Origin of the sequence: Actinacidiphila cocklensis (assembly GCF_907177275.1) — a bacterium.
GTDB lineage: Bacteria > Actinomycetota > Actinomycetes > Streptomycetales > Streptomycetaceae > Actinacidiphila > Actinacidiphila cocklensis.
The window spans coordinates 44,173-69,685 of sequence record NZ_CAJSLV010000054.1 but is presented as its reverse complement, the minus strand read 5'-3'; the positions used below and the strand labels follow the sequence as shown (position 1 = coordinate 69,685).

General features: G+C 72.0%; 23 protein-coding genes. 9 read left to right on the top strand and 14 right to left on the bottom strand.

All coding sequences use genetic code 11. The annotated features are described in order from the left end of the window. Positions 1–26 precede the first annotated feature (26 nt). Complete coding sequence (meaB, locus tag NFU81_RS16765) at positions 27–986, bottom strand: methylmalonyl Co-A mutase-associated GTPase MeaB (protein ID WP_251490558.1); 960 nt, start codon at positions 984–986, stop codon at positions 27–29. Positions 987–1,151: 165 nt separating this feature from the next. Then, on the bottom strand, positions 1,152–2,327 hold the full coding sequence (locus NFU81_RS16760; protein ID WP_251490555.1) for an acetyl-CoA C-acetyltransferase: 1,176 nt from the start codon (positions 2,325–2,327) through the stop codon (positions 1,152–1,154). Positions 2,328–2,488: 161 nt separating this feature from the next. Here NFU81_RS16760 and mce point away from each other — a divergent pair, with 161 nt between their 5' ends. From mce to NFU81_RS16735, 5 genes are all read left to right on the top strand, one after another. Beyond that, on the top strand, positions 2,489–2,938 hold the full coding sequence (gene mce, locus NFU81_RS16755; protein WP_251490408.1) for a methylmalonyl-CoA epimerase: 450 nt from the start codon (positions 2,489–2,491) through the stop codon (positions 2,936–2,938). Positions 2,939–3,117: 179 nt separating this feature from the next. Continuing rightward, positions 3,118–6,681 (top strand): polarized growth protein Scy, encoded by a 3,564-nt coding sequence (gene scy, locus NFU81_RS16750; protein ID WP_274037866.1) that lies wholly within the window; start codon positions 3,118–3,120, stop codon positions 6,679–6,681. Positions 6,682–6,786: 105 nt separating this feature from the next. Further along, entirely contained in the window at positions 6,787–7,722 is a 936-nt protein-coding gene (locus NFU81_RS16745; protein ID WP_251490404.1) for a coiled-coil domain-containing protein, read from the top strand. A gap of 99 nt (positions 7,723–7,821) precedes the next feature. Beyond that, positions 7,822–8,889 (top strand): ABC transporter ATP-binding protein, encoded by a 1,068-nt coding sequence (locus NFU81_RS16740; RefSeq protein WP_251490401.1) that lies wholly within the window; start codon positions 7,822–7,824, stop codon positions 8,887–8,889. A 1-nt stretch (position 8,890) separates the two neighbouring features. Then, complete coding sequence (locus tag NFU81_RS16735; RefSeq protein ID WP_251490398.1) at positions 8,891–9,664, top strand: ABC transporter permease; 774 nt, start codon at positions 8,891–8,893, stop codon at positions 9,662–9,664. Positions 9,665–9,668: 4 nt separating this feature from the next. On the opposite strand, the gene NFU81_RS16730 is transcribed toward NFU81_RS16735, so the two are convergent. Beyond that, positions 9,669–9,986 (bottom strand): ATP/GTP-binding protein, encoded by a 318-nt coding sequence (locus NFU81_RS16730; RefSeq protein ID WP_251490395.1) that lies wholly within the window; start codon positions 9,984–9,986, stop codon positions 9,669–9,671. Positions 9,987–10,158: 172 nt separating this feature from the next. Between NFU81_RS16730 and NFU81_RS16725 the strand changes: the two genes are divergently transcribed. After that, positions 10,159–11,187: an LLM class flavin-dependent oxidoreductase gene (locus NFU81_RS16725; RefSeq protein WP_251490392.1), complete on the top strand. Its 1,029-nt coding sequence runs from the start codon at positions 10,159–10,161 to the stop codon at positions 11,185–11,187. Positions 11,188–11,299: 112 nt separating this feature from the next. Here the strand turns inward: NFU81_RS16725 and NFU81_RS16720 are convergent, their stop codons facing one another. Then, entirely contained in the window at positions 11,300–11,692 is a 393-nt protein-coding gene (locus NFU81_RS16720; protein WP_251490390.1) for an SCO5389 family protein, read from the bottom strand. A gap of 245 nt (positions 11,693–11,937) precedes the next feature. Here NFU81_RS16720 and nucS point away from each other — a divergent pair, with 245 nt between their 5' ends. Beyond that, positions 11,938–12,600 (top strand): endonuclease NucS, encoded by a 663-nt coding sequence (gene nucS, locus NFU81_RS16715; protein ID WP_251490387.1) that lies wholly within the window; start codon positions 11,938–11,940, stop codon positions 12,598–12,600. Positions 12,601–13,030: 430 nt separating this feature from the next. Further along, a complete protein-coding gene (locus NFU81_RS16710; RefSeq protein ID WP_251490384.1) occupies positions 13,031–14,098 on the top strand; it encodes a glycoside hydrolase family 11 protein in 1,068 nt (355 codons plus the stop codon). Positions 14,099–14,155: 57 nt separating this feature from the next. On the opposite strand, the gene NFU81_RS16705 is transcribed toward NFU81_RS16710, so the two are convergent. The 3 genes from NFU81_RS16705 to NFU81_RS16695 all read right to left on the bottom strand — a co-directional run bounded on the left by NFU81_RS16705 (position 14,156) and on the right by NFU81_RS16695 (position 18,225). Further along, positions 14,156–16,864 (bottom strand): ATP-binding protein, encoded by a 2,709-nt coding sequence (locus NFU81_RS16705; protein WP_251490381.1) that lies wholly within the window; start codon positions 16,862–16,864, stop codon positions 14,156–14,158. 89 nt (positions 16,865–16,953) lie between these two features. Continuing rightward, positions 16,954–17,253, bottom strand: a complete 300-nt coding sequence (locus tag NFU81_RS16700) for an STAS domain-containing protein (RefSeq protein ID WP_033176582.1) — start codon at positions 17,251–17,253, stop codon at positions 16,954–16,956. 123 nt (positions 17,254–17,376) lie between these two features. Beyond that, complete coding sequence (locus NFU81_RS16695) at positions 17,377–18,225, bottom strand: 3-hydroxyacyl-CoA dehydrogenase family protein (RefSeq protein ID WP_251490379.1); 849 nt, start codon at positions 18,223–18,225, stop codon at positions 17,377–17,379. Positions 18,226–18,360: 135 nt separating this feature from the next. Between NFU81_RS16695 and NFU81_RS16690 the strand changes: the two genes are divergently transcribed. Further along, on the top strand, positions 18,361–18,933 hold the full coding sequence (locus tag NFU81_RS16690) for a cob(I)yrinic acid a,c-diamide adenosyltransferase (RefSeq protein WP_251490376.1): 573 nt from the start codon (positions 18,361–18,363) through the stop codon (positions 18,931–18,933). A gap of 31 nt (positions 18,934–18,964) precedes the next feature. Here the strand turns inward: NFU81_RS16690 and NFU81_RS16685 are convergent, their stop codons facing one another. The 7 genes from NFU81_RS16685 to NFU81_RS16655 form a co-directional block, all read right to left on the bottom strand. Then, positions 18,965–19,411 (bottom strand): DUF2550 domain-containing protein, encoded by a 447-nt coding sequence (locus tag NFU81_RS16685; protein ID WP_251490549.1) that lies wholly within the window; start codon positions 19,409–19,411, stop codon positions 18,965–18,967. Positions 19,412–19,580: 169 nt separating this feature from the next. Continuing rightward, a complete protein-coding gene (locus NFU81_RS16680) occupies positions 19,581–19,955 on the bottom strand; it encodes a F0F1 ATP synthase subunit epsilon (protein WP_251490373.1) in 375 nt (124 codons plus the stop codon). A gap of 110 nt (positions 19,956–20,065) precedes the next feature. Beyond that, entirely contained in the window at positions 20,066–21,505 is a 1,440-nt protein-coding gene (atpD, locus tag NFU81_RS16675; protein ID WP_251490370.1) for a F0F1 ATP synthase subunit beta, read from the bottom strand. Between the two features lie 5 nt (positions 21,506–21,510). Continuing rightward, positions 21,511–22,434, bottom strand: coding sequence for a F0F1 ATP synthase subunit gamma (locus NFU81_RS16670; RefSeq protein ID WP_251490367.1), 924 nt, complete (start codon positions 22,432–22,434; stop codon positions 21,511–21,513). 4 nt (positions 22,435–22,438) lie between these two features. Continuing rightward, the gene (atpA, locus tag NFU81_RS16665; RefSeq protein ID WP_251490364.1) at positions 22,439–24,010 is read right to left on the bottom strand and encodes a F0F1 ATP synthase subunit alpha; all 1,572 of its coding nucleotides are present in this window, start codon (positions 24,008–24,010) and stop codon (positions 22,439–22,441) included. Positions 24,011–24,131: 121 nt separating this feature from the next. After that, positions 24,132–24,947, bottom strand: coding sequence for a F0F1 ATP synthase subunit delta (locus tag NFU81_RS16660; protein WP_251490362.1), 816 nt, complete (start codon positions 24,945–24,947; stop codon positions 24,132–24,134). Next, positions 24,944–25,507: a F0F1 ATP synthase subunit B gene (locus NFU81_RS16655; RefSeq protein WP_251490358.1), complete on the bottom strand. Its 564-nt coding sequence runs from the start codon at positions 25,505–25,507 to the stop codon at positions 24,944–24,946. Before NFU81_RS16655 ends, NFU81_RS16660 begins: the two co-directional genes overlap by 4 nt. Positions 25,508–25,513: the final 6 nt, after the last annotated feature.

Genomic DNA, 25,513 nt, shown 5'->3' with positions numbered 1-25,513 from the left:
GCCCGCAGGCCACAGAACCCGCCAGCCTATTGCTGCTCCCCGGTCAGCCCGGCGATCAGCTCGTCCGCCGCCGTGTACGGGTCGGCGGTGCCGTCGGTGACGCGGGCCGCGAGGGCGGACAGGTGCTGGTCGCCGGACAGGCTGCCGATACGGGCGCGCAGGGCGGTCACGGCGATCGTCTCGATCTCGCGGGCCGCGCGGGTGCGGCGGCGGGCGGCCAGGACGGAGTGCTCCTCCATCCAGGCGCGGTGCTTGTCGAGGGCGTCGACGACCTCGTCGATGCCCTCGCCGCGGGCGGCGACCGTCTTGACGATCGGCGGGCGCCAGTCGCCGGGGCCGCGGGACTCCCCCAGGCCCAGCATGTGGTTCAGCTCGCGGGCGGTGGCGTCGGCGCCGTCGCGGTCGGCCTTGTTGACCACGTAGACGTCGCCGATCTCCAGGATGCCGGCCTTCGCCGCCTGGATGCCGTCGCCCATGCCGGGGGCGAGCAGCACCACCGAGGTGTCGGCCTGGGCGGCGATCTCGACCTCGGACTGGCCGACGCCGACCGTCTCGACCAGGATCACGTCGCAGCCGGCCGCGTCCAGCACCCGGATGGCCTGCGGGGCGGCCCAGGCCAGGCCGCCGAGGTGGCCGCGGGTGGCCATGGAGCGGATGTAGACGCCCGGGTCCGAGGCGTGCTCGGACATCCGCACCCGGTCTCCGAGCAGGGCGCCGCCGGAGAAGGGCGAGGACGGGTCCACCGCCAGCACCCCGACCCTGCGGCCCGCCTTGCGGTAGGCGCTGACCAGGGCCGAGGTGGAGGTGGACTTGCCGACGCCGGGCGAGCCGGTGAGGCCGACCACGTACGCGCCGCCGGTCAGCGGTGCGAGCGCGGCCATCACCTCGCGCAGCTGCGGGGAGGCGCCCTCGACGAGCGAGATCAGCCGGGCCACGGCCCGCGGCCGGCCCTCCCGCGCCTGCTCGACCAGCGTGCCGACGTCCACGGACCTGCGCGGCGCGGGGCTTCCCGCCCCGGTCGGCGGCCGGTCGTGCCCGTTCGCTCGTTCGTCGCTCACTTGGCGCGTTCTCCCTCTCGACAGCGGCGCGGCCGTTGGCTCCCCGGCCGGGGGCGAGCCCGCACAGTGCTCGGCCCCCGGCAGGAGATTCCGTCAGTTCGCCGGCACGTGCAGGATCAGGGCGTCGCCCTGGCCGCCGCCCCCGCACAGGGCGGCCGCACCGGTTCCGCCGCCGCGGCGGCCCAGCTCAAGGGCCAGATGCAGCACGATACGGGCTCCGGACATCCCGATGGGGTGGCCCAGCGCGATCGCGCCGCCGTTCACGTTCACCTTTTCAGGTGTCACCCCGAGGTCCTTCATGGACTGCACGGCGACGGCCGCGAAGGCCTCGTTGATCTCGATGAGGTCGAGGTCGGCGACGGTCAGGCCCTCCTTGCCCAGGGCGTGGGCGATGGCGTTCGAGGGCTGGGACTGGAGCGAGTTGTCCGGGCCTGCCACGTTGCCGTGCGCGCCGATCTCGGCGATCCACGACAGGCCCAGCTCCTCGGCCTTGGCGCGGCTCATGACGACCACGGCGGCGGCGCCGTCCGAGATCTGCGAGGCGGTGCCCGCGGTGATCGTGCCGTCCGCGGCGAAGGCGGGGCGCAGCCGGCCCAGGGACTCCGCGGTGGTCTCCGGGCGGATGCCCTCGTCCTTGCTGAGGACCACCGGTTCGCCCTTGCGCTGGGGGATCTCGACCGGGGCGATCTCGGCGTCGAAGAGGCCGTTCTTCTGGGCCGCGGCGGCCCGCTGGTGCGACAGGGCGCCGAACTCGTCCTGCGGGGCGCGCTCGATCCCGAGCCGGGTGTTGTGCTTCTCGGTGGACTCGCCCATCGCGATGTTCTCGTACGCGTCGGTGAGGCCGTCGTGGGCCATCGAGTCCAGCATCTCGATGGCGCCGTACTTGAAGCCGGCCCGGGAGCCGGGCAGCAGGTGCGGGGCGTTGGTCATGGACTCCTGGCCGCCGGCCACCACGACGTCGAACTCGCCGGCCCGGATCAGCTGGTCGGCCAGCGCGATGGCGTCCAGGCCCGACAGGCACACCTTGTTCACGGTGAGGGCCGGCACCGACATCGGGATGCCGGCCTTGACGGCGGCCTGGCGGGCGGGGATCTGGCCGGCGCCGGCCTGCAGCACCTGGCCCATGATCACGTACTGCACCTGGTCGCCGCCGATACCGGCCCGCTCCAGCGCGGCCTTGATCGCGATCCCGCCGAGGTCGGCGCCGGAGAAGCCGCGCAGGCCGCCGAGCAGTCTGCCCATCGGGGTGCGGGCACCCGCGACGATCACCGATCGAGTCTTGTTTCCCATGGAGCGGCCCCTTCGGCTGAAGAGAGGAGGTTAACGAGGGTTAGCGTCAATGTACTGGCGGGTAAAGCCTGAGTCACCCGGCGCAACGTGTGATGGCGCGCACGTTGCGTAGTCACCGGCCGGTGCGATGCACTGGGTCCATGCTGACGCGCATCGACCACATCGGGATCGCCTGCTTCGACCTCGACGCGACCGTCGAGTTCTACCGTGCCACGTACGGCTTCGAGGTGTTCCACAGCGAGGTGAACGAGGAGCAGGGCGTCCGCGAGGCCATGCTGAAGATCAACGGGACCTCGGACGGCGGCGCCTCCTACCTCCAGCTGCTGGAACCGACCCGGGAGGACTCCGCGGTCGGCAAGTGGCTGGCGAAGAACGGCGAGGGGGTGCACCACATCGCCTTCGGCACCGCGGACGTGGACGCGGACGCCGCGGCCGTCCGCGACAAGGGCGTCAGGGTGCTCTACGACGAGCCCCGGCGCGGTTCGATGGACTCCAGGATCACCTTCCTGCACCCCAAGGACTGTCACGGAGTGCTCACGGAACTCGTGACGGCCGCGGGTTCGCATGTTCAGGACCCGCAGGACCACTGACCCAACCCCCGTCCTGCCCGGTAGAGTGACCGGGCCGACCGGGGTGGGCTCTGGGTACGCTCCCGCTCCGCGCCGTTGATCTGACACCATTCTTCTTATGGCCCTGGTTTCGAACAGGGCCACGGAGAATCTCACCCGGTTGGCGGGTGAGAACGCCAGGAGACCGATGGGACCGCGGAGTGCGGGGCAACGACAGCTACCGGGCTGACGACCACCTCTCTCAGCTCGAAGCCGAGATGGACCGGCTTCGTACCGAGCGGGGCAAAGCGGTCGACCACGCCGACGACCTCGGATACCAGGTCGAGGTGCTGCGCGCCAAGCTGCACGAGGCGCGGCGCATGCTGGCGTCCCGCCCTGCCTACGACAACATCGGGCACCAGGCCGACCAGCTGCTGCGCAACGCGCAGATCCAGGCCGACCAGCTGCGCGCGGACGCCGAGCGCGAGCTGCGCGAGGCCAGGGCGCAGACCCAGCGGCTGCTGCAGGAGCAGGCCGAGCACCAGTCGCGCTTCGAGGCCGAGTGGCATGCCGAGGCCATCGCCAGGCGCCGCCAGCTGGACGAGGAACTGGCCGAACGCAGGGCCAACGTCGAGACGCACGTCAACGAGAACGTGGCGTGGGCCGAGCAGCTGCGGGCGCGCAGCGAGTCGCAGGCCCGCCGGCTGCTGGACGAGACCAGGGCGGAGTCCGAGGCGGCGCTCACCGCCGCCCGCACCGAGGCCACCCGGGTCGCCGAGCAGACCAGGGACCGGCTGACCGCCGACGCCCAGACGGCCCGCGCGGAGGCCGAGCAGCTGCTGCGCAGGGCGCGTACGGACGCGGAGCGGCTGCTGACCGCCGCGTCGGCGCAGGCCCAGGAGGCCACCACCGAGGCCGAGCAGCTGCGCACCTCCACCCGCAGCGAGTCCGACGACGCCAGGATCAGGGCGACCGAGCTGTCCCGGCTGGCCGAGGAGAAGCTGCGGGAGGCCGACGAGTCGCTGCGTACGGCCACCGCGGAGGCCGAGCGGCTGCGCGAGGAGGCCACCGCGGGCGCCGCCAAGCGCCTCGCGGCCACCGAGACGGAGAACGAGCAGCGCACCCGTACCGCCAGGGCCGAGATCGCCCGGATGGTCAACGAGGCGACGAAGGAGGCGGAGGCCGCCAAGGCCGAGGCCGAGCAGACCGTCGCCGACGCCAAGGCCGAGGCGGAGCGCATCCGCAGCGAGGCGCAGGAGGCGGCCAGGGCCGCCGCGGCCGAGGACGCCGCGGCCCAGCTGGCGCAGGCCGCCCGCTCGGCCGAGGAGATCCTGACCAAGGCCTCGGAGGACGCCCGCTCCACCACCAAGGGCGCGGGCGAGGAGGCCGAGCGGATCCGCCGGGAGGCGGAGGCCGAGGCCGAGCGGCTGCGCAGCGAGGCGGAGGCCTCGGCGCAGGAGCTGCGCGGCGCCGCACAGGACGACACCGAGGAGTACCGCGCCAGGACGGTCGAGCTGCAGGAGGAGGCCAGGCGGCTGCGCGGCGAGGCCGAGCAGCTGCGGGCCGACGGGGTCGCCGAGGGCGAGCGGATCCGCGGCGAGGCCCGCCGCGAGGCGGTGCAGCAGATCGAGGAGGCCGCGAGCAAGGCCGAGGAGCTGCTCGCCAAGGCCAAGGCCGACGGCGACGAGCAGCGGCAGAGCGCGTCCGCCGAGGCCGAGCGGATGCGGACGGAGTCCGTCGAGCGGGCGTCGGTGCTGAACACCAAGGCCGAGGAGGCGCTGCGCGCCGCCCGCGCCGAGGCCGACGAGCTGCGGGCGGAGGCCGAGCGGCAGGGTGCGGCGGTCAAGGAGTCCGCCGAGCAGGCCGCGGCAGAGCAGCGGGCCGAGGCCGGCACGATCGTGGCCCGGCTGCGCGAGGAGGCCGAGGTCGACCTGGCCCGGCTGCGCGAGGAGGCCGAGACCCGCGTCGCCGCCGCCGAGCAGGGCCTGCGGGACGCCACCGCGGAGGCGGACCGGATCCGCGCGGAGGCGGCGGCGGAGGCCGAGCAGCTGCGCCAGGAGACCGCCGAGCGGGTCCGCACGCTGCAGGAGCAGGCCGAGGCCGAGGCCGTACGGCTGCGGGACGAGGCGGCGGCGGACGCGGCGCAGTCCCGCGCCGAGGGCGAGAACATCGCCCTGCGGGTGCAGGCGGAGGCGGCCGCGGAGGCCGAGCAGCGCAGGACCGAGGCGCAGGAGACCGCCGACCGGGTGCGTGCCGAGGCCTCGGCCGCGGCCGAACGGCTCGGGTTGGAGGCGGCGGAGGCGCTGGCCGCGGCCCAGGAGGAGGCGGCCAGGCGGCTGCGGGCGGCCGAGGAGCTGCTGGGCACCGCACGCGGCGAGGCCGAGCAGGAGCGGGCGCGGGCCCGCGGTGAGAGCGAGGAGCTGCTCGCGTCGGCCCGCAAGCGGGTCGAGGACGCGGCGGCGGAGGCCGACCGGCTGGCGGCGGAGGCCGAGCAGCGGGCCGGCGAGCTGGTGGCGGCGGCCGAGGCGACCGCGCAGCAGGTGCGGGACTCGGTCGCGCACCTGCACCAGGAGGCGGAGCAGGAGATCGCCGGGCTGCGGTCCGCGGCCGAGCACGCGGCCGACAGGATGCGCACCGAGGCGCGGGGCGAGGCCGACCGGCTGCACGCGGACGCCAACTCCGAGCGGGAGCGCGCCGGTCAGGACGCGTCGCGGATGCGCGCGGAGGCCCAGGAGGAGTCTGCGGCCGCCAGGTCGCTCGCCGACCGTACGGTCAACGAGGCGATCGAGGAGGCCGACCGGCTGCGGTCCGAGGCCCGCGAGGACGCCAACCGGATGCGTACGGACGCCGCGAACCAGGCCGACCAGCTGGTCGGCAAGGCCCGCGAGGAGGCCGACCGGCTCGGCGCCCTGTCCAGGGAGACCCTGGAGGGTGCGGAGCGGGAGGCCGAGGAGTCGCGTACCGCGTCGCAGCGGGTCCTGGACGAGGCCAGGGAGGCGGCCAACAAGCGCCGCAGCGAGGCCGCGGAGCAGGCCGACGAGCTGATCGGCAAGGCGCAGGCCGAGGCCCGCAGGGTCGCGGCGGCCGTCGAGGAGCAGTCGGACACGATGGTCGCCGCGGCCCGCGCGGAGGCCGAGCGGCTGGTCAACGAGGCCACCGCGGAGGGCAACGGGCTGGTGGAGCGGGCGCGTACGGACGCCGACACGCTGCTCGGCGAGGCCCGCAGGGACGCCACCACCATCAGGGAGCGCACCGACGAGCTGCGCCGCAGGGTGGAGTCCGACGTGGAGGCGCTGCACGACCGCTCCCGCAAGGAGGCCGCCGAGGCGATGCGGGTGGTCGGCGAGCGGGTCGACAAGCTGGTGGCCGCCGCGACCGAGCAGTTGCGCGAGGCCGAGCAGAAGGCCGCCGAGATCAAGTCGACCGCCACCTCCGAGGCGAGCAAGGTCCGTATCGCCGCGGTGAAGAAGGTCGAGGGCCTGCTCAAGGAGGCCGAGCAGAACAAGTCCGAGGCGGAGCGCGAAGCCGAGCGGGTCAAGAGGGAGGCGCGTGCCGAGGCCGAGCGCATCGTGACCGAGGGCCGACGGGAGTTGGACACCCTGGTCCGCCGGCGCGAGGACATCAATGCGGAGATCGGCCGGGTCCAGGACGTGCTGGAGGCGCTGGAGTCGTTCGAAGCGCCGGGTGGCGCAGCCAAATCCACCAAGAGTACGGTCTCCGCGGGGGCTTCCGCCGGTTCCACCCGGGCGGGTGGCAAGCGCAACGACGATGCTCCACTCGATTGAGCGGACATTCTCCATGCCGAATGCGCAATGGCTCGGTGACACGCCGCAGAGCCCCCTAGGATTCCCACTATCACCTCACCGGTCTGAATCATCGACAGGAACCCCATGAGCGACACTTCCTCCCCCTTCGGCTTCGAGTTGGTGCGTCGCGGATACGACCGCGGACAGGTGGACGACCGCATCACCAAACTCGTCGCCGACCGTGACAGTGCCCTGACGCGCATCACCGCGCTGGAGAAGCGCATCGAGGAACTGCACCTCGAAACCCAGAACGCCGCGGCTCAGGTGAACGACTCCGAGCCGTCCTACGCCGGTCTCGGCGCCCGGGTGGAGAAGATCCTCCGCCTGGCCGAGGAAGAGGCCAAGGACCTGCGCGAGGAGGCCCGTCGCGCCGCCGAGCAGCACCGCGAGCTGGCGGAGTCGGCCGCCTCGCAGGTGCGCAACGACGCGGAGGCCTTCGCGTCCGACCGCAAGGCCAAGGCCGAGGACGAGGGCGCCCGGATCGTCGACAAGGCGAAGGGTGACGCGACGCAGCTGCGCACCGACGCCCAGAAGGACGCCCAGGCCAAGCGCGAGGAAGCCGACGCGCTGTTCGAGGAGACCCGCGCGAAGGCCGCCCAGGCCGCAGCGGACTTCGAGACCAACCTGGCCAAGCGCCGCGAGCAGTCCGAGCGCGACCTGGCGTCGCGTCAGGCGAAGGCGGAGAAGCGCCTGGCGGAGATCGAGCACCGCGCCGAGCAGCTGCGCCTTGAGGCGGAGAAGCTGCGCACCGACGCGGAGCGCCGTGCCCGCCAGACGGTCGAGACCGCGCAGCGCCAGTCCGAGGACATCGTCGCGGACGCGAACGCGAAGGCCGACCGGATCCGCAGCGAGTCCGAGCGCGAGCTGGCGGCGCTCACCAACCGCCGCGACAGCATCAACGCCCAGCTGACCAACGTCCGCGAGATGCTGGCCACGCTGACCGGTGCGGCCGTCGCCGCGGCGGGCTCCCCCGACGACGAGCCGATCTCGCGCGGCGTCCCGGCGCAGCAGTCCCGCTGACCTCACAGGTCGGGCGGAGCTCGTTGCTCCACCGGTTTCTGCGGAACCCTCGCACTCGCCCGTGCGGGGGTTCCGCCGCGTCTTGCTAGCCTCGCCCCCATGATTGAGTTGCAGGGGCTCACCAAGCGGTACGGGGACAAGACCGCAGTCGACCATCTGACCTTCACCGTGCGCCCCGGCGTGGTGACCGGATTCCTCGGGCCGAACGGCGCGGGCAAGTCCACCACGATGCGGATGCTGCTCGGCCTGGACTCGCCCACCAGCGGCGACGTCCGTATCGACGGCAGGCGCTACGCGCAGCTCAGCGAGCCGCTCAAGCACATCGGTGCGCTGCTCGACGCCAAGGCGATCCACGGCGGCCGCACCGCGTACAACCATCTGCTGTGCATCGCGCAGTCCAACCGCATCCCCTCCCACCGGGTGGGCGAGGTGCTGGAGACGGTGGGCCTGACGGCGGTGGCACGCAAGCGTTCCAAGGGCTTCTCGCTGGGTATGGGCCAGCGGCTGGGGATCGCCGCGGCGCTGCTGGGCGACCCGGAGATCCTGATGTTCGACGAGCCGGTCAACGGTCTCGACCCCGAGGGCATCCACTGGATCCGCAACCTCATGAAGGGGCTGGCCGCGCAGGGCCGTACGGTCTTCGTGTCCAGCCACCTGATGAGCGAGATGGCGCTGACCGCCGAGCACCTGATCGTCATCGGCCGGGGCCGGCTGCTGGCCGACACCTCGATGGCGGACTTCATCGAGAAGAACTCCCGCAGCTACGTGCGGGTGCGCACCCCGCAGCCCGAGCAGCTCATGGACGTGCTGACCGCGGCCGGCCACACCGTGGTGACCGCCGGCGACGGGGCCTTCGAGATCACCGGCACGGAGGCCGCGCAGCTCGGTGAGCTGGCCGCGCAGCATCAGCTGGTGCTGCACGAACTGAGCCCGCAGCGGGCGTCGTTGGAGGAAGCGTTCATGCAGCTGACCGCCGAGTCGGTCGAGTACCACGCGCACGGCGCGGTGACGCCGGGCGGCGAACCGATGCCGGTCGCGCCCGGGCAGCCGCAGTGGCAACCGCAGCCGCCCCCGCAACCGCCGGGCGGTCCCGGGCAGCCGCCGCAGCCCGGCGGGCAGCAGTGGGGCTCGCAGTGGCGCAACCCCGGCTCCGGAAAGGGGCGTTGACATGGCTGCGGCTTCCGCCGTCCTCCAGTCGGAGTGGACGAAGATCAGGTCGGTCCGCTCGACCATCTGGACACTGGCTCTCGCCTTCATCGTGACCGTGGCCCTGGGCGCGGTCATCTGCCTGGTGTTCAACAACACCTGGGGCGACCTGTCGTCCGACGACCAGGCCACCTTCGACCCGACCGCGACCAGCTTCTTCGGCATGCAGCTCGGCCAGCTGGCGCTGATCGTCTTCGGCGTGCTGGTCATCTCCAGCGAGTACAGCACCGGCATGATCCGCACCTCGCTGGCCGCGGTGCCGCAGCGCAGCGCGTTCTACGCCAGCAAGGTCGCGGTGGCCGGTGCGCTGGCACTGGTGGTCGGCATGGCCACCAGCTTCGTCGTCTTCTTCCTCGGCCAGGCGCTGCTGGGCTCGCACAGCGCGGACATCGGCGACCCCGGCGTGCTGCGCGCCGTCGTCGGCGCCGGGCTGTACATGACGCTGCTGGTGCTGCTGTGCGTGGGCGCCGCGTCGATGCTGCGCAGCCCGATGCTGGGCCTGGGCATCCTGATGCCGTTCTTCTTCCTGATCTCGCCGATCCTGGCGAACGTGCCGAAGGTGCAGACGGTCGCGCGCTACTTCCCCGACCAGGCCGGGCGGAAGATCATGCAGGTCGTGCCGGACAGCGGCGACCACGTCTCCTACGGGCCGTGGGGCGGCATCCTCATCATGGCCGTGTGGGTCGCGGTGGCGCTGCTCGGCGGCTACGTCGTCCTCAGGCAGCGCGACGCCTGAGGCGTCAGTACCTGGGCGCGTTACGGGACCGCTGCACCTTGCTGGTGCGGCGGTCCTTGGCGTTCCAGCAGGCGCGGTGCCAGTGCCGCCGGTCGTCGAGGCCGTCGTACTCGCGCCAGGCCACCACGTGCCCGACGCCGGGCGGGATCTCCTGGTCGCAGCCGGGGCAGCGGTAGTGCTTGGTGGACGCGGCGCCGGCGATCGGCCGCACCACCCACTCCTCGCCCTGCCACTCCTCGGTGCCGGCACCGCCGACCCCGGACTCCTGGCTGTGCTCCGCGGGGCGCTGGGCGCCGTGCGGGTGGTTTCGTCGCGGCGACACGGAACACCTCGCGCTCTGCTGGCTTCGCGGACGGCATCCAGGGTACGCGCCCGGCCCCCGGGTACCCGAACGGGCGCATCCGCCGCACGAGTGCCGAAAATCATGAAAACGCTGCGGAAAGCCGTGCCTTTGGCACGTGCCAGGCGTTAGTCAGCGCAAGGAGGCAGTGGCGATGCGCGTTGGGACGTTCGTACTCGCGGCTCAGTTCCCCGGTCAGGGCCAGGCCGAGCCGCTGCACCGGGCGATATCGACCGCGGAGGCGGCGGAGGCCGCGGGCCTGGACGCGGTATGGCTGGCGGAACACCATTTCGTGCCCTACGGGGTGTGCCCTTCCGCGGTGACGCTGGCCGGGCTGCTGCTCGGCAGGACCCGGCGGATCGGCGTGGGCACCGCGGTGAGCGTGCTCCCGACCGCGCACCCGGTGGCACTCGGCGAGCAGGCCGCGCTGCTGCACCTGGCCTCGGGCGGCCGCTTCACCCTCGGGGTGGGGCGTGGCGGCCCGTGGGTGGACCTGAAGGTCTTCGGCGCCGGGACGGCCGCGTACGAGACCGGCTTCCCCGAGTCGCTCGACCTGCTGCTGCGCTGGTTGCGGGAGCCCTCGGTGGGCGCCCAGGGGCCGCGTTACACCTTTCCCGCGGTGGCCGTGGTGCCGCGCCCCGACGAGCTGGAGCCGGCGGGCGAGGGGCCGCAGGTGGTGGTGGCGTGCACCTCGCCGGGCACCGTGAGGCTGGCCGCCGAGCGCGCGCTGCCGATGCTGCTGGGCATGCACTGCGGTGACGAGGACAAGGCCGCGATGGTCGCCCTGTGGCGGCGCACGGCACTGGCCGCGGGGCACTCCCCCGACACGCTCGACGCGGTCGGGCACGTCTCGGCCGGTGTCGCCCAGGTCGCCGACACCCGCGCGGACGCGGTCGAGACGCTGCGCAAGGCGATGCCGGGCTGGTTGCAGCAGGGCCTGGCGGCGCACCGCACGGTCGACGGCCGGGCGCGCGCGCTGCGCGACCCGTACGCGTACACCGACCTGCTGTGCGGCCTGCACCCGGTGGGGCCGCCGCGGCTGTGCGCCGACCGCCTCGCGGCGACTGCCAGGGCCACCGGCATCACCCGCTTCGCGCTGCTGGTCGAGGGCTCGGGCGACCTGGCGGCGACCCTGTGCAACGTCGCACGTCTCGGCGCCGACGTGCTCCCGGAACTGGCCTGAACACACGCGCATGGCCCGTTACGGGAGCACGCCCCGTTGTGCCGGCCGCCGTCGGTCGACTACGGCGCCCGCGAGTGGGGTACGGAGCCGCGGGGTGTGTCGGCGCGGACGGTCAGCAGTCCCTGAACTCCGGTGACTGGTTCAGCACTTGCGACCTGACCGAGGTGAACTTGTCGTAGCTCTCGCCGACGGCGGAGTCGAGCGGGAAGACCGCCACCCGGTGGCAGTTCTGGAACGCGAGCCGCACACCGAAGTGCCGCTGGAGTGCCCCGCGTATCGCGTCGCTCGCCAGTGCGCGGAGCAGCTGGCCGCGCTCCTTCTCACTCGGCGGCGGCACCTGGTTGTCCGCGAAGTTCCCCCCATCGACCTTGAGTTGTGCCACCAATGAGCTGATCAGCTCCCACGCATAGGGGAGGGACGTCCTGACGCAGTCGACGAACTCCTGCTCGTCGACCTCGCCTCGCTCGGCCTGTTCGAGGAGGGCCGGAGAGACGTCGAGCGACATGGGTACTCCTCTCGGTGGCCCCGCGGACGCGGGACCGTACGGACGGGATCGGCGGCCGCGACCGCTTCTCCCCCGCGTCGGCCTCCGGCTTTCAACCGTAGGGTTGTAATGCTGCGCGCACCAGGAGGTAGCACGCACAACCGGCCATTTTTCGGCGCCGGGCCGTAGTCGGCCGAACTCGTACGGTCCCGGCGGCCCGGGGCCGAATCGCGTGGCACGTGCCCGGTCGAGTAGCGTGGCCCACCATGCGCCTCGTGATCGCCCGCTGCTCCGTCGACTACGCGGGCCGGCTGTCCGCCCACCTTCCGTCCGCCACCCGGCTGCTGCTGGTCAAGGCCGACGGCAGCCTGTCGGTGCACGCCGACGACCGTGCCTACAAGCCGCTCAACTGGATGTCCCCGCCCTGCACGCTCAAGGAGGGTGACGACGGCGTCTGGACGGTCGCCAACAAGGCGGGCGAGCAGCTGATCATCACGATAGAGGAGGTCCTGCACGACTCCTCGCACGAACTCGGCGTCGACCCGGGCCTGATCAAGGACGGCGTCGAGGCGCACCTGCAGGAGCTCCTGGCCGACCGCATGGAGGTGCTCGGCGAGGGCTGGACCCTGATCCGCCGCGAGTACCCCACCGCCATCGGCCCGGTCGACATCCTCTGCCGCGACGCCTCCGGCGGCACGGTCGCCGTCGAGCTGAAGCGCCGCGGCGACATCGACGGCGTGGAGCAGCTCACCCGCTACCTCGAACTCCTCAACCGCGACCCGCACCTGGCGCCCGTGAAGGGCGTCTTCGCCGCCCAGGAGATCAAGCCCCAGGCCCGCGTCCTGGCCACCGACCGCGGCATCGACTGCGTCGTCCTGGACTACGACGCGATGCGCGGCATCGAGGACGACAAGCTCCGCCTCTTCTGATCCCTCCCGCACCCTTCCCCTTTCCCGCGGCACCCGAGCGTTCCTGCCCGCAGTGTGGCACCCGCATGCCCGGAAATCTTTCGAAACTTTCGAGATTCCGAGCCGAGTCCTGATCATCGAAACAGGACCTCTGGCGGGCAACCTTGACCCCAGATATGTATACAGGGCTCTGAGCTGCCCCGATACTTCCAGTCGAAGACTGCTCGCGAGCGAAGCTTTCGAAATCGCTGCCGAAAGTGTTGACAGTGGGTCTGGCCGGTTCAACACTGTCGCCGTCGACAGACCTCAACGCCTGTCGAATCCCCACTGCGTGGCACGGTCTTGACGCGTGGTCACCGCTCCGAAGGCGGCGGCCGCAGGGCGAGTCCACCGCGCCGTGCCACGTGGCCGGGCTGCCCCGCCAGCCCTCGACGAGGAGGAAGCAACGCACATGAACACCACCCCCCAACCGGAGACCCGCAGTGGCGGCCGTTTCCGGGTGCTCAGTCGCTTCAGGCTGCTGATCAGCAGCTTCTGCACCATCGCGCTGGTCGCCGTGGCCGCGCTGGTCCTCCCCGGCACCGCCAACGCCGACACGACCGTCACCTCGAACAGCACCGGCACCAACAACGGGTACTTCTACTCGTTCTGGAGCCAGAACAGCGGCCAGGCCTCCATGACCATGGGCTCCGGCGGCCAGTACAGCACCCAGTGGAACAACGTGACCAACTTCGTGGCCGGCAAGGGCTGGAACCCGGGCAACACCGCGCCCGTGACCTACTCGGGCTCGTGGAACTGCAACGGCAACTGCTACCTGTCGCTGTACGGCTGGACGACGAACCCGCTCATCGAGTACTACATCGTCGACAACTACGGTAACTACAACCCGAGTTCGGGCTCCTCCAGGCTGGGCTCGGTCACCAGCGACGGCAGCACGTACGACCTGTACCGGACGCAGCGCGTCAACCAGCCGTCCATCGAGGGCACCGCGACGTTCTACCAGTACTGGGCGGTCCGCCAGGCCAAGCGCACCGGCGGCACCATCACCGTGTCCAACTTCTTCAACGCGTGGGCACAGGCAGGCCTGAACCTCGGCACCCCGAACTACCAGATCCTGGCCACCGAGGGCTACGGGTCCTCCGGCAGCTCCAACATCACCGTCGGCAGCAGCAGCGGCGGCACCACCGGCAGCACCACCACCGGCGGCACGACCGGAAGCACCACCAACGGCGGCACGACCGGCGGTGGCGGCGGGAGCTGCACCGCCAACGTGACGGCCGGTGACCAGTGGAGCGACCGGTACAACCTCAACGTCTCGGTCTCCGGCTCCAGCAACTGGACCGTGACGGTGAACATGCCCGCCCCCGAGGTGGTCATGTCGACCTGGAACATCAGCGCCAGCTACCCCAGCCAGTACCAGCTGGTCGCCAAGCCCAACGGCAGCGGCAACAACTGGGGCCTGACCGTGCAGAAGAACGGCTCGACCACCTGGCCGTCCTTCTCCTGCAGCGCGAGCTAGAACACCCACGCACCACCGGCGCGGCGGTCCCCAGGGCCGCCGCGCCCTTTTTCCGCGTTACGGGGTCGCGCTGCCGGTGGGCGCGGCCGCGGTGTCGGTGACCGCGGGGGCCGCGGAGACCGTCTGGGACTGGGTGACCGGCGGCGGGTCGGTCGGCGGCGTGGTGGGCGGCGTCGTCGGGGGCGTGGTGGTCGGCGTGGTCGGCGGGGTGGTGGGCGACGTCGTCGGCGGCTTGGATGTCGGCGGCTTCGACGTCGGCCGGCTCGTGTAAGTCGGCGGCGGCGGGGGCTGGCTCGCGCCACCCGTCGAGGACGGCGGCGGAGGCGCGGACGTACCGCCGGTCGTACCGCCCGTCGTCGTGGCCGACGCGCTCGGCGTCGTGGTCGTCGACGCGGAAGGGGACGCGGACGAGGAAGCCGTCGCCGTCGGGGCGGTGGTCGCGGGGGCCGTCGTGGACGGGTCCTCCGGGGCCTCCTCCTGGGACGACTCCAGCGGCTTGACCTGGTTCTTCTGGTCAGAGTTGTCGCCGGCACCGGACGTCGCGCCCAGCGTGACGATCGTGCCCAGGACCGCGGCGAGCAGCACGCCCGTGCCGGCCGCGACCATGTTCCGGCGGGTACCGACCACGGCGAGCCGCTTGGGGCCGGGCGTGGGCGCCGCGTGGGCCGGCGGGCGGTGGTGGATGACGGCCAGCGGCGGCGTCACCGCGGTGACGGGCTCGTCGTCGGACGGCGGGGCCGGGAGGAGTGCGAGCGCGGCCTCCGGGGCGAGGTCGTCGACCAGCGCCAGCGTGCGGCGGCCGACCACGGTGCCCTGGCGGTCCGCGAGGGCACCGCGCAGGGCGATGGACGCCTCCAGCTCGGCCCGCGCCCGGTCCATCGTGCCGTTGCAGAGCGCCAGCACGCCCAACTCGTGGTGGAAGTAGGCCTCTTCCGCGACCTCGCCGGACAGCCGCGCGGCCTCCTGGCCGATCCGCAGCACCCGCTCCCAGGCGCCCCAGTGCAGGGCGGCGGCGAAGACGGGGGCCACCGTGCGGGCCAGCAGCACCGCGGCCGTGGGGTTGCCGTTGTCGCGGCACGCGGTCATCGCGGCGATGATCGCCTCGGACTCGGCGGCGGCACGGGCGGCGGTGACCGAGGGGTGCCCGGTCCACCAGGCGTAGTGCAGGGCCGCGGTGTGCGCCTGGATCTCGCTGAGCTCGCCCTCCGCGGTGAAGGCGGCGGCGAGCTGCTGGGTGACGCCGGCGGCGAGCCGGTAGTGCGCGGCGACCGGGACGGCCAGGCCCACCGCGGTCATCTCGCCGAGTGCGGCGTCCCCGTGGGTGTCGCCGACCAGTGCGGGCAGGTGCGAGGGGTGCGGGCATTCGCCGTCGAGGGCGACCGCGAAGGCGAGTGCCTCGCGGGCGGCCTCGCTCAGCCGGGAGGCGAGCAGGTCGGCGGGGGCGGCGCTCTCCGCGAGGGACGGCAGCGGCACGTCGGCGGTGGGCACCCGGGCGGGCGGCGGTATGACCGGGGGTATCTCCAGCCGCGCCGCGGGGTCGGCCGGCTCGACGGGGTCGTCGAAGCCGGTCAGGTCGGGTATCAGGTCGTGCGGGGACGCGGCGGGGGCGGCGGCCGGGGTGCCGTTCTCCCACACCGAGTCGTCCCAGTCCGGCTCGGGCGGGAAGCGCAGCGCGTCCCGCTGCCGCAGCAGGGCGCCGGCCTGGACGAAGCGCAGCGGCAGCCCTTCCGACTCGAACCACAGGTCGGCCGCCCAGGCGGTCTCGTCCTCTTCGAGCGGCCGTCCCGCGGCCAGGGTGAGCAGGTCGACGCAGGCGACCCGGGTCAGGCCGGAGAGGAAGACCTCCTCGACCATCGACTCCGCCGACGGTACGGCGACGTCGGGGGTCGCGGCCATCAGGAAGGCGCACTCGGGGGCCGCGGCGAGCAGCTCCTCCAGTGCGGTGCCGCCGAACTCCAGATCGTCCACGACGACGACGGCGCCGATCTCGCGCAGCAGCCCGGGCAGTTCCGCGCGTCCCGGACGGTAGTCCTCGCCGGTGTAGACGACGCTGTAGAGGGCGTGCAGGACGTCGGCGGCGGTACGGCGGTAGCCGGACAGCCACAGCACACCGTCGGGGGCGACGTCGGCGCAGGCGTTGGCGACCGACTCCAGCAGGGCGGTGCGGCCGGCGCCCGAGGGCCCCGTGACGCGGACCGAGCGGCCGCGGGCCAGCAGCCGGATCAGCCGCTCGCGCTCCTCGTCCCGTTCCAGCAGCGGCAGTTCGGGGGCGGGCGGGCCGGGCGGCGGCGAGGGCCGCTGGGCGGCGAGGTGGGCGGTGCGCTCGTCTCGGGTGCGCGGCACGGGGGTCCTGCGCTCCTCCGGCGGGCACACCGTGACCTCGGTGCCGTCGACCGGGTTGACGGTGAGCAGGAAGTCGGCGGTGACGATCCGCCGTACCCGGGCGCTGCCGCTGCTGGGGGTGCCGGTGCCGGCGGTCAGCTCCAGCGGTTCGCGGGGCGGCCGTACCGCCTTGGGCAGCGGGGCGGCGGCGTCGAAGAGCGAGGGCTCGACCGGGCGCAGGCCGTCGAAGGCGGACGGGTCGGCCGGGGGCGCGGTGAAGGCGTCGTCCGCGAAGGGCGCGGGCGGCGGCTCGTACGGCACCAGCGCGCCGCGGTCGGCGGGGCTGCCGCCACTGCCGCCGCTCCTGACACCGAAGGCGTCGAAGGCGTCGAACGGCTCGTCCTGCCCGGGGCGCTCGCCGGGCTCGCCACTGTGCTGGTCCATGTCCTACGCCCCCATGTGCGTCACGTCAGGGGAACTCTAAGGGCTCGCGCCGCCTCAATGAAGCGCAGGGGTGCCGGGCAGCCTTTACGTCACCTTTCGGCCTCGATCGCGAGGATGCGGTGCAACCGGGTGGCCACCAGCAGCCGCTGCATCTGCGGCGGCACGTTGCGCAGCACCAGCCGGCGGTTGGCCCGGCCGGCCCTGCGGTGGGCGCCCATGATCACCCCGAGCCCTGTCGCGTCCCACGAGTCCAGCTCGGTCAGGTCCAGTACGAGGTCGCCGCGGCCGGAGTCGACGGCGGTGTGCAGGGCCGTACGGGCGTCCGCCGCGCTGCGGACGTCGAGGCGGCCCCCGACGACCAGCTCGGCATGGTCGCCCCTGATGTGCATAGTCGCTCCCGAAGAATTGCGGCACCCGTCCGTATGTCTTCACACAACTGACGGTCCGTCGCAAAGAGAAGTTGCCGTCTGTGAGCGAACCGATACCGAATTCACTCCTGTGAGTGACGTTGCTTAGTACGGGTAGAACCCCTGACCGCTCTTACGGCCCAGGTCCCCGGCGTCCACCATCCGCCGCATGATCTCCGGCGGGGCGAACTTCTCGTCCTGCGATTCGGCGTAGATGTTGCCGGTGGCGTGCAGCAGGATGTCCACGCCGGTGAGGTCGGTGGTGGCCAGCGGGCCCATCGCGTGGCCGAAGCCCAGCTTGCAGGCGACGTCGATGTCCTCGGCGGAGGCGACGCCCGACTCGTAGAGCTTGACGGCCTCGACGACCAGCGCGGAGATCAGCCGGGTGGTGACGAAGCCGGCGACGTCGCGGTTGACGACGATGCAGGTCTTGCCGACGCTCTCGGCGAACTCCCGAGCGCGGGCCAACGTGTCGTCACTGGTTTTGTAGCCGCGCACCAGTTCGCACAGCTGCATCATCGGCACCGGCGAGAAGAAGTGGGTGCCGACGACCCGCTCCGGGTGCTCGGTGGCCGCGGCGATCTTGGTGATCGGGATCGCCGAGGTGTTGGACGCCAGCACCGTGCCGGGGCCGGTGATGCGGTCGAGGGTGCGGAAGATCTCCTGCTTGACCTCGATCTTCTCGAAGACCGCCTCCACGACCAGGTCGGCGTCAGCGACGGCTTCGAGGTCGGTGGTGGTGCTGATCCTGGCCAACGCCGCTTCCGCGTCGGCCGCTTCGAGCCTGCCCTTGGCGACGAAGCGGTCGTAGGAGGCCCTGATGCCGTCGGTACCGCGGGCCAGCGCCCCGTCGGTGACATCCCGCAGCACCACCTCGTAGCCCGCCTGGGCCGCCACCTGCGCGATGCCCGAGCCCATCAGTCCGGCTCCTACGACGGCGAGCTTCTTCGCCACGGTTCACACCTCTCCGTTGGGGTATCTGGCCGGACCCTAGCGCCGGTTCACCGCCCGGCGCAGCATGATGTCGGGCGCGTCACCGTGTGTCCTTGGTCGCAACGGACCGCCCGCGCAGGCCCTACGCTCGACGCCATGGTCAATCTCACCCGCATCTACACCCGCACCGGCGACGACGGCACGACCGCGCTCGGCGACATGAGCCGTACGGCCAAGACCGACACCAGGATCGCCGCGTACGCCGACACCAACGAGGCCAACGCGGTCATCGGCACCGCCCTGGCGCTCGGCGGGCTGGCCGAGGACGTGGCGGCCGTCCTGGTCCGCGTGCAGAACGACCTCTTCGACGTCGGCGCCGACCTGGCCACCCCGGTGGTGCAGGACCCGAAGTACCCGCCGCTGCGGGTCGAGCAGTCCTACGTGGACCGGCTGGAGGCCGACTGCGACGGCTTCCTGGAGGAGCTGGACAAGCTGCGCAGCTTCATCCTGCCCGGCGGTACCGCGGGCGCGGCGCTGCTGCACCAGGCCTGTACGGTCGTGCGCCGCGCGGAGCGCTCCACCTGGGCGGCGCTGGCCGAGCACGGCGACGTCATGAACCCGCTGACGGCGACGTACCTCAACCGGCTCTCGGACCTGCTGTTCATCCTGGCCAGGACGGCGAACAAGGAGCGCGGGGACGTGCTGTGGGTGCCGGGCGAGAACCGCTGAGGCCGCCCGACGGGGCAGCCGGGGTACCCGCTCAGGCCACGTTGACCCGCTGGCCGGGCGGGGCCGCCTCCAGCCAGGCGAGGAAACCGGTGAGCGCGTCGTCGCTCATCGCCAGCTCCAGCCGCATGCCGCGGTGCTCGCAGGTCAGCACGACCGCGTCGGACAGCAGCGCGAGCTCCTCGGTGCCGCGCGGCTCCCTGCGGCCCTCGACCTCGATCGAGGGGCGCTCCAGCACCCGGCGGGGCCGGAAGGCGTAGGAGAAGACCCGGAACCACTCGACCCGGTCGCCGTTGTAGCGGGCCACGCCGTAGACCCAGCCCTTGCCGGTGGGCTCGGTGTCCTCCGGCGGGGCCACCCGCAGGCTGCAGTCGAAGGTGCCGCCGGCGCGCTGGATGAGCCGGCGGCGCAGCCCGAGGACGAACAGCGCCAGCAGGACCGCGCCCACGACCGCGCCGATCGCCTCGACCGAGAGGATCACGTCCACCGCTCTCCTCTCCTGGGACCGTCTGCCGCCCGTACCGCGCGCCGTGTGTGTGCTGCCCTTGCTGTGCCGGAGCCGCGGACCGCCCCTGAGGGCAGCCCGCGGCGCCTTGGTCCTGCTCCCGCGGTGCCGCCGTCCCGCTGGACGGCGCTCCGCCGGTGGTTGTTCAGTGCGCGCCCGTCGCGGCGGCCAGCCGGACCTCCGCGCGGCGCTCGGCGCCCGCGTCGGCCTCGGCCTTGGAGCGCTCCAGCGCCCGCTCGGCCCGTGCGACGTCGATCTCCTCGGCCAGCTCGGCGATCTCGGCGAGAACGGAGAGCTTGTTGTCCGCGAAGGAGAGGAAACCGCCGTGCACGGCGACGACCACGGTGCCGCCGTCGCTGGTGCGGACCGTCACGGGACCTGACTGCAGCACTCCGAGCACCGGCTCGTGCGACGGCATGATGCCGATGTCACCGGACATGGTGCGGGCGATGACCATGGCGGCCTCCCCGGACCAGATGCTGCGGTCCGCGGCCACCACCTCGACGTGAATTTCGGCCAAGACGGCTCCTCGGGTCGGCACCCACCGGGTGAGGGAGGTGCGTAAGACAAAGAATAGGGGCTGCGAGAGGGGGGCAGAGACCGTCTGCCCCCCTCACGCCACGGACCAGGTCAGCTGACGCCGAGCTTGGCGGCGTTCGCCTTGAGGTCGTCCAGGCCACCGCACATGAAGAAGGCCTGCTCCGGGAAGTGGTCGTACTCGCCGTCGGCGATGGCGTTGAACGCCGTCACGGACTCGTCGAGCGACACGTCGGAACCGTCCACTCCGGTGAACTGCTTCGCCGCGTGGGTGTTCTGCGACAGGAAGCGCTCGATGCGGCGGGCACGGAAGACGGTGAGCTTGTCCTCTTCGCCCAGCTCGTCGATACCGAGGATGGAGATGATGTCCTGGAGGTCCTTGTACTTCTGCAGGATTCCCTTGACGCGCATGGCGCAGTCGTAGTGGTCCTGCGCGATGTAGCGCGGGTCCAGGATGCGGGACGTGGAGTCCAGCGGGTCCACCGCGGGGTAGATGCCCTTCTCCGAGATCGGCCGCGAGAGCACGGTCGTCGCGTCGAGGTGGGCGAAGGTGGTGGCCGGCGCCGGGTCGGTCAGGTCGTCCGCGGGGACGTAGATCGCCTGCATCGAGGTGATCGAGTGACCGCGGGTCGAGGTGATCCGCTCCTGGAGCTGGCCCATCTCGTCGGCCAGGTTCGGCTGGTAACCCACCGCGGACGGCATACGGCCGAGCAGCGTGGAGACCTCGGAACCGGCCTGGGTGAACCGGAAGATGTTGTCGATGAAGAACAGCACGTCCTGGTTCTGCACATCGCGGAAGTACTCCGCCATGGTCAGACCGGCCAGCGCGACGCGCAGCCGGGTGCCCGGCGGCTCGTCCATCTGACCGAAGACGAGCGCGGTCTGCGGGAGCACACCGGACTCGGCCATCTCCGCGATGAGGTCGTTGCCCTCACGGGTGCGCTCACCGACGCCGGCGAAGACGGAAACGCCCTCGTGCAGCTTCGCCACACGCATGATCATTTCCTGGATGAGCACGGTCTTGCCGACGCCCGCGCCGCCGAACAGGCCGATCTTGCCGCCCTTGACGTACGGGGTCAGCAGGTCGACGACCTTCAGGCCGGTCTCGAACATCTCGGTCTTGGACTCGAGCTGGTCGAAGGCCGGGGCCTTGCGGTGGATCGGCCAGCGCTCGGTGACCTCGGACTCGGCCTCCGGCTCGTTCAGGATCGCGCCCAGGGTGTTGAAGACGCGGCCCTTGGTGACGTCGCCGACGGGCACGGTGATGCCGTCGCCGGTGTCGGTGACCGGCGACTGGCGGACCAGGCCGTCGGTGGGCTGCATGGAGATGGCGCGGACCACGCCGTCGCCGAGGTGCTGGGCGACCTCGAGGGTCAGCGTCTTGGTCGCACCGGCCTGCGTCGGGTCGGCTACGTCGACCTTCAGCGCGTTGTAGATCTCCGGCATGGCGTCGACGGGGAACTCCACGTCGACGACCGGGCCGATGACCCGCGCCACCCGGCCGGTGGCGGTGGTTTCAACAGTGGTGGTCATAGTGGTCAGTCACTCCCCGCGTTCGCGTCGGCCAGAGCGCTGGCACCGCCGACGATCTCGCTGATTTCCTGGGTGATGTCGGCCTGTCGGGCCGCGTTGGCAAGCCGCGTGAGCGACTTGATCAGATCTTCCGCGTTGTCGGTCGCCGACTTCATCGCCCGCCGGCGGGCCGCGTGCTCGGAAGCGGCGGCCTGCAGCAGGGCGTTGTAGATGCGGCTCTCGACGTACCGCGGCAGCAGCGCGTCCAGCACGCCTTCCGCGGACGGCTCGAACTCGTACAGGGCCAGCGCCTGGGACTTGGAGAGGTCCCCTTCGCCGCCGGCCGCCTTGTCCGAGATCGCCAGCGGCAGCAGCCGCCGGTCGACCGGGCTCTGGGTCATCATCGAGACGAACTCGGTGAAGACGATGTACAGCTCGTCCACGCCGCCCTCGGCCGAGTCGGTGAGCACCGACTCGATCAGCGGTGTCGCCACCGCCTTGGCGTCGGCGTACGACGGGCTGTCGGAGAAGCCGGTCCAGGACTGCGCGACCGTGCGCTCGCGGAAGCCGTAGTACGCCAGGCCCTTGCGGCCGACGATGTAGCTGTCGACCTCCTTGCCCTCCGCGCGCAGGCGCTCGGTGAGCCGGTCGGCAGCCTTGATCGCGTTGGACGAGTAGCCGCCGGCCAGGCCGCGGTCGCTCGTGACGAGCAGGACCGCGGCGCGGGTCGGGTTCTCGGCCTCGGTGGTCAGCGGGTGCTTGGTGTTGGAGCCGGTCGCCACCGCCGTGACCGCACGGGTCAGTTCATCGGCGTACGGGGACGAGGCCGCCACCTGGCGCTGCGCCTTGACGATGCGCGAGGCGGCGATCATCTCCATCGCCTTGGTGATCTTCTTCGTGGCGGTGACGGTCTTGATCCGGCGCTTGTAAACCCGAATCTGTGCGCCCATGCGATCAGCCCTCGACCAGCAGCGCGCCCGAGGACGTCTCGAACTGCTTCTTGAAGGCGCCGACCGCGGAGGTCAGCGCGTCGATGGTGCCGTCCTCCAGCTTGCCGGTCTCGACGATGCCGGTGAGCAGCGACTTGTTCTCGCGGTGCAGGTAGTCCAGCAGCTCGCGCTCGAAGCGGCGGACGTCCTCGACGGGTACGTCGTCCAGCTGGCCGGTGGTGCCGGCCCAGATGGAGACGACCTGGTCCTCGATCGCGTACGGCGCGTACTGGCCCTGCTTGAGCAGCTCGACCATGCGCTGACCGCGCTCCAGCTGCGCCTTGGAGGCCGCGTCCAGGTCGGAACCGAAGGCCGCGAAGGCCTCCAGCTCACGGAACTGGGCGAGGTCCACGCGCAGTCGGCCCGCGACGCTCTTCATGGCCTTGATCTGCGCGGAGCCGCCGACCCGGGAGACCGAGATACCGACGTTCAGCGCGGGCCGCTGGCCGGCGTTGAACAGGTCGGACTCCAGGAAGCACTGGCCGTCGGTGATGGAGATGACGTTGGTCGGGATGAACGCCGACACGTCGTTGGCCTTGGTCTCCACGATCGGCAGGCCGGTCATGGAGCCGGCGCCCAGGTCGTCGGAGAGCTTGGCGCAGCGCTCCAGCAGGCGGGAGTGCAGGTAGAAGACGTCGCCGGGGTAGGCCTCGCGGCCCGGCGGGCGGCGCAGCAGCAGCGACACGGCGCGGTAGGCGTCGGCCTGCTTGCTCAGGTCGTCGAAGACGATCAGGACGTGCTTGCCCTGGTACATCCAGTGCTGGCCGATGGCCGAGCCGGTGTACGGAGCCAGGTACTTGAAGCCGGCCGGGTCGGACGCCGGGGCGGCGACGATGGTCGTGTACTCCAGCGCGCCGGCCTCCTCCAGCGCGGCGCGAACGCCGGCGATGGTGGAGCCCTTCTGGCCGATGGCGACGTAGATGCAGCGGACCTGCTTGTCCGGGTCGCCGCTGCGCCAGTTGTCGCGCTGGTTGATGATCGTGTCGATGGCCAGGGCGGACTTGCCGGTCTGGCGGTCGCCGATGATCAGCTGGCGCTGGCCGCGGCCGATCGGGGTCATCGAGTCGACGGCCTTCAGGCCGGTCTGCATCGGCTCGTGCACCGACTTGCGCTGCATGACCGTGGGGGCCTGCAGTTCGAGGGCGCGGCGGCCGTCGGTCTCGATCTCGCCGAGGCCGTCGATCGGGGTGCCCAGGGGGTCGACGACCCGGCCCAGGTAGCCCTCGCCGACCGCCACCGAGAGCACCTCACCGGTGCGGTGCACCGGCTGGCCCTCTTCGATGCCGTTGAACTCGCCCAGGACGATCGCGCCGATCTCGCGCTCTTCCAGGTTCAGCGCGAGACCGAGGGTGCCGTCCTCGAACCGCAGCAGTTCGTTCGCCATCGCCGAGGGCAGGCCCTCGACCTTCGCGATGCCGTCTCCGGCAACGCTGACCGTCCCGACCTCCTCGCGCGAGGCCGCGTCCGGCTGGTACGACTGGACAAACGTCTCCAGCGCGTCCCGGATCTCCTCCGGCCGGATCGTGAGCTCCGCCATCTGGGTTCCCTGCTCTCCTTGTTGGGCCCGAAGTCTTCTTTGGGGGCGTCGGCCCAACGCGGGCCGTCAGTGCTTGTCTCTGTGCTGCTTTTGTGCGGTTGTCGTGCCGCCGGCGGAGCCGTCAGCCGGCCATCCTGCGGGACGCCTCGTCGAGGCGGTCCGCGATGGAGCCGTTGATGACCTCGTCACCGATCCGCACCCGGACCCCGCCGAGGACCGAGGGGTCCACGTCCAGGTTCAGGTGCACCGGCCGGCCGTAGATCCTGGCCAGCGCGTCCCCGAGCCGACGCTTCTGCGTCTCGCTCAGCGGAGTCGCCGAGACCACCTCTGCGACCGTCCGGCCGCGGCGGGCCGCGGCCAGCTTGGACAGGGATTCGATCCCGCCCTCAAGGCTACGTCCTCGCGGCGCGGTGACCAGCCGGGTGACCAGCCGTTCCGTGACCGGTTTGGCGCGGCCGCCGAGCAGCGTGTGCAGCAGATCCGCCTTGGCACCGCCCTCGCCCGCGCGGCCGGTCAGTGCGGCCCGCAGCTCGCTGCTGCCCGCGGTGATGCGGCTGAAGCGGAACAGCTCGTCCTCGACCTCGTCGAGCGTGCCGTCCTGCTGGGCGGCGATGAGGTCGGCGGTGTCGGCCAGCTCCTCCAGCGCGTCCACCAGGTCGCGGGACTGCGACCAGCGCGCCCGGACCATTCCGCTGACCAGGTCGGTGCTGTCCGCACCGAGCTGACCGCCCAGCAGCCGCTGGGCGAGCCCGGCCTTGGCCTCACCGGACTGCGCCGGGTCGGTCAGGGCGCGGCGCAGCGTCGACTCGCGGTGCAGCAGCGCGGTCACGGCGGCCAGCTCGTCGGCCAGCCTGGTCGCGTCCACCGACGTGTTGTCGGTCAGCGCGTCCAGCCGTTCCCTGGCGGCGGCGAGTGCGTCGCGGCTCGCGCCGTTCATCGGGCCGCCCCGGCGCCGGCGCCGGCGCCCGCGTCGGCGGAGCCGTCGAGGCTGTCGAGGAAGCGGTCGATGGTGCGGCTCTGCCGGGCGCTGTCCTCAAGGGACTCGCCGACCAGCTTGCCTGCCAGGTCGGTGGCGATCCTGCCGACCTCCTGGCGCAGCGTGACCGTCACCTGCCGGCGGTCCGCCTCGATCTGGGCGTGCCCTGCGGCGACGATGGCGTCGCGCTGGCGCTGACCCTCCTCGCGCATCTCCGCGATGATCACGGCGCCCTGCTCGCGGGCCTGCTCGGTGATCCGGGCCGCCTCGTGGCGGGCCTCGGCGAGCTGTGCCTTGTACTCCTCAAGCGTGCGGTTCGCCTCGGCCTGCGCCTTGTCCGCGCGCTCCAGGCCACCCTCGATCGCGTCGTGGCGCTCCGCGAGGGTCTTCTGGATGTTCGGCAGGAGCTTCTTGCCGAGGAGGCCGAAGACGATGAAGAAGCAGAGCAGGCCGATAACCAGTTCCGCGGTGTCGGGGATGAGCGGGTTCTGCGCCCCCTCCTCCGCAAGGAAGGCCATCATGTCTGA

Excerpts from the sequence above, each read along its gene's own strand:
- NFU81_RS16700 (WP_033176582.1), bottom strand. The coding sequence starts at position 17,253 with ATGCACATCAGGGGCGACCATGCCGAGCTGGTCGTCGGGGGCCGCCTC.
- atpD (WP_251490370.1), bottom strand. The coding sequence starts at position 21,505 with ATGACCACCACTGTTGAAACCACCGCCACCGGCCGGGTGGCGCGGGTC.
- nucS (WP_251490387.1), top strand. The coding sequence starts at position 11,938 with ATGCGCCTCGTGATCGCCCGCTGCTCCGTCGACTACGCGGGCCGGCTG.
- NFU81_RS16745 (WP_251490404.1), top strand. The coding sequence starts at position 6,787 with ATGAGCGACACTTCCTCCCCCTTCGGCTTCGAGTTGGTGCGTCGCGGA.
- atpA (WP_251490364.1), bottom strand. The coding sequence starts at position 24,010 with ATGGCGGAGCTCACGATCCGGCCGGAGGAGATCCGGGACGCGCTGGAG.
- NFU81_RS16710 (WP_251490384.1), top strand. The coding sequence starts at position 13,031 with ATGAACACCACCCCCCAACCGGAGACCCGCAGTGGCGGCCGTTTCCGG.
- NFU81_RS16720 (WP_251490390.1), bottom strand. The coding sequence starts at position 11,692 with ATGTCGCTCGACGTCTCTCCGGCCCTCCTCGAACAGGCCGAGCGAGGC.
- NFU81_RS16660 (WP_251490362.1), bottom strand. The coding sequence starts at position 24,947 with ATGAACGGCGCGAGCCGCGACGCACTCGCCGCCGCCAGGGAACGGCTG.
- NFU81_RS16690 (WP_251490376.1), top strand. The coding sequence starts at position 18,361 with ATGGTCAATCTCACCCGCATCTACACCCGCACCGGCGACGACGGCACG.
- mce (WP_251490408.1), top strand. The coding sequence starts at position 2,489 with ATGCTGACGCGCATCGACCACATCGGGATCGCCTGCTTCGACCTCGAC.
- NFU81_RS16670 (WP_251490367.1), bottom strand. The coding sequence starts at position 22,434 with ATGGGCGCACAGATTCGGGTTTACAAGCGCCGGATCAAGACCGTCACC.
- NFU81_RS16705 (WP_251490381.1), bottom strand. The coding sequence starts at position 16,864 with ATGGACCAGCACAGTGGCGAGCCCGGCGAGCGCCCCGGGCAGGACGAG.
- NFU81_RS16725 (WP_251490392.1), top strand. The coding sequence starts at position 10,159 with ATGCGCGTTGGGACGTTCGTACTCGCGGCTCAGTTCCCCGGTCAGGGC.
- NFU81_RS16655 (WP_251490358.1), bottom strand. The coding sequence starts at position 25,507 with ATGATGGCCTTCCTTGCGGAGGAGGGGGCGCAGAACCCGCTCATCCCC.
- NFU81_RS16740 (WP_251490401.1), top strand. The coding sequence starts at position 7,822 with ATGATTGAGTTGCAGGGGCTCACCAAGCGGTACGGGGACAAGACCGCA.
- NFU81_RS16735 (WP_251490398.1), top strand. The coding sequence starts at position 8,891 with ATGGCTGCGGCTTCCGCCGTCCTCCAGTCGGAGTGGACGAAGATCAGG.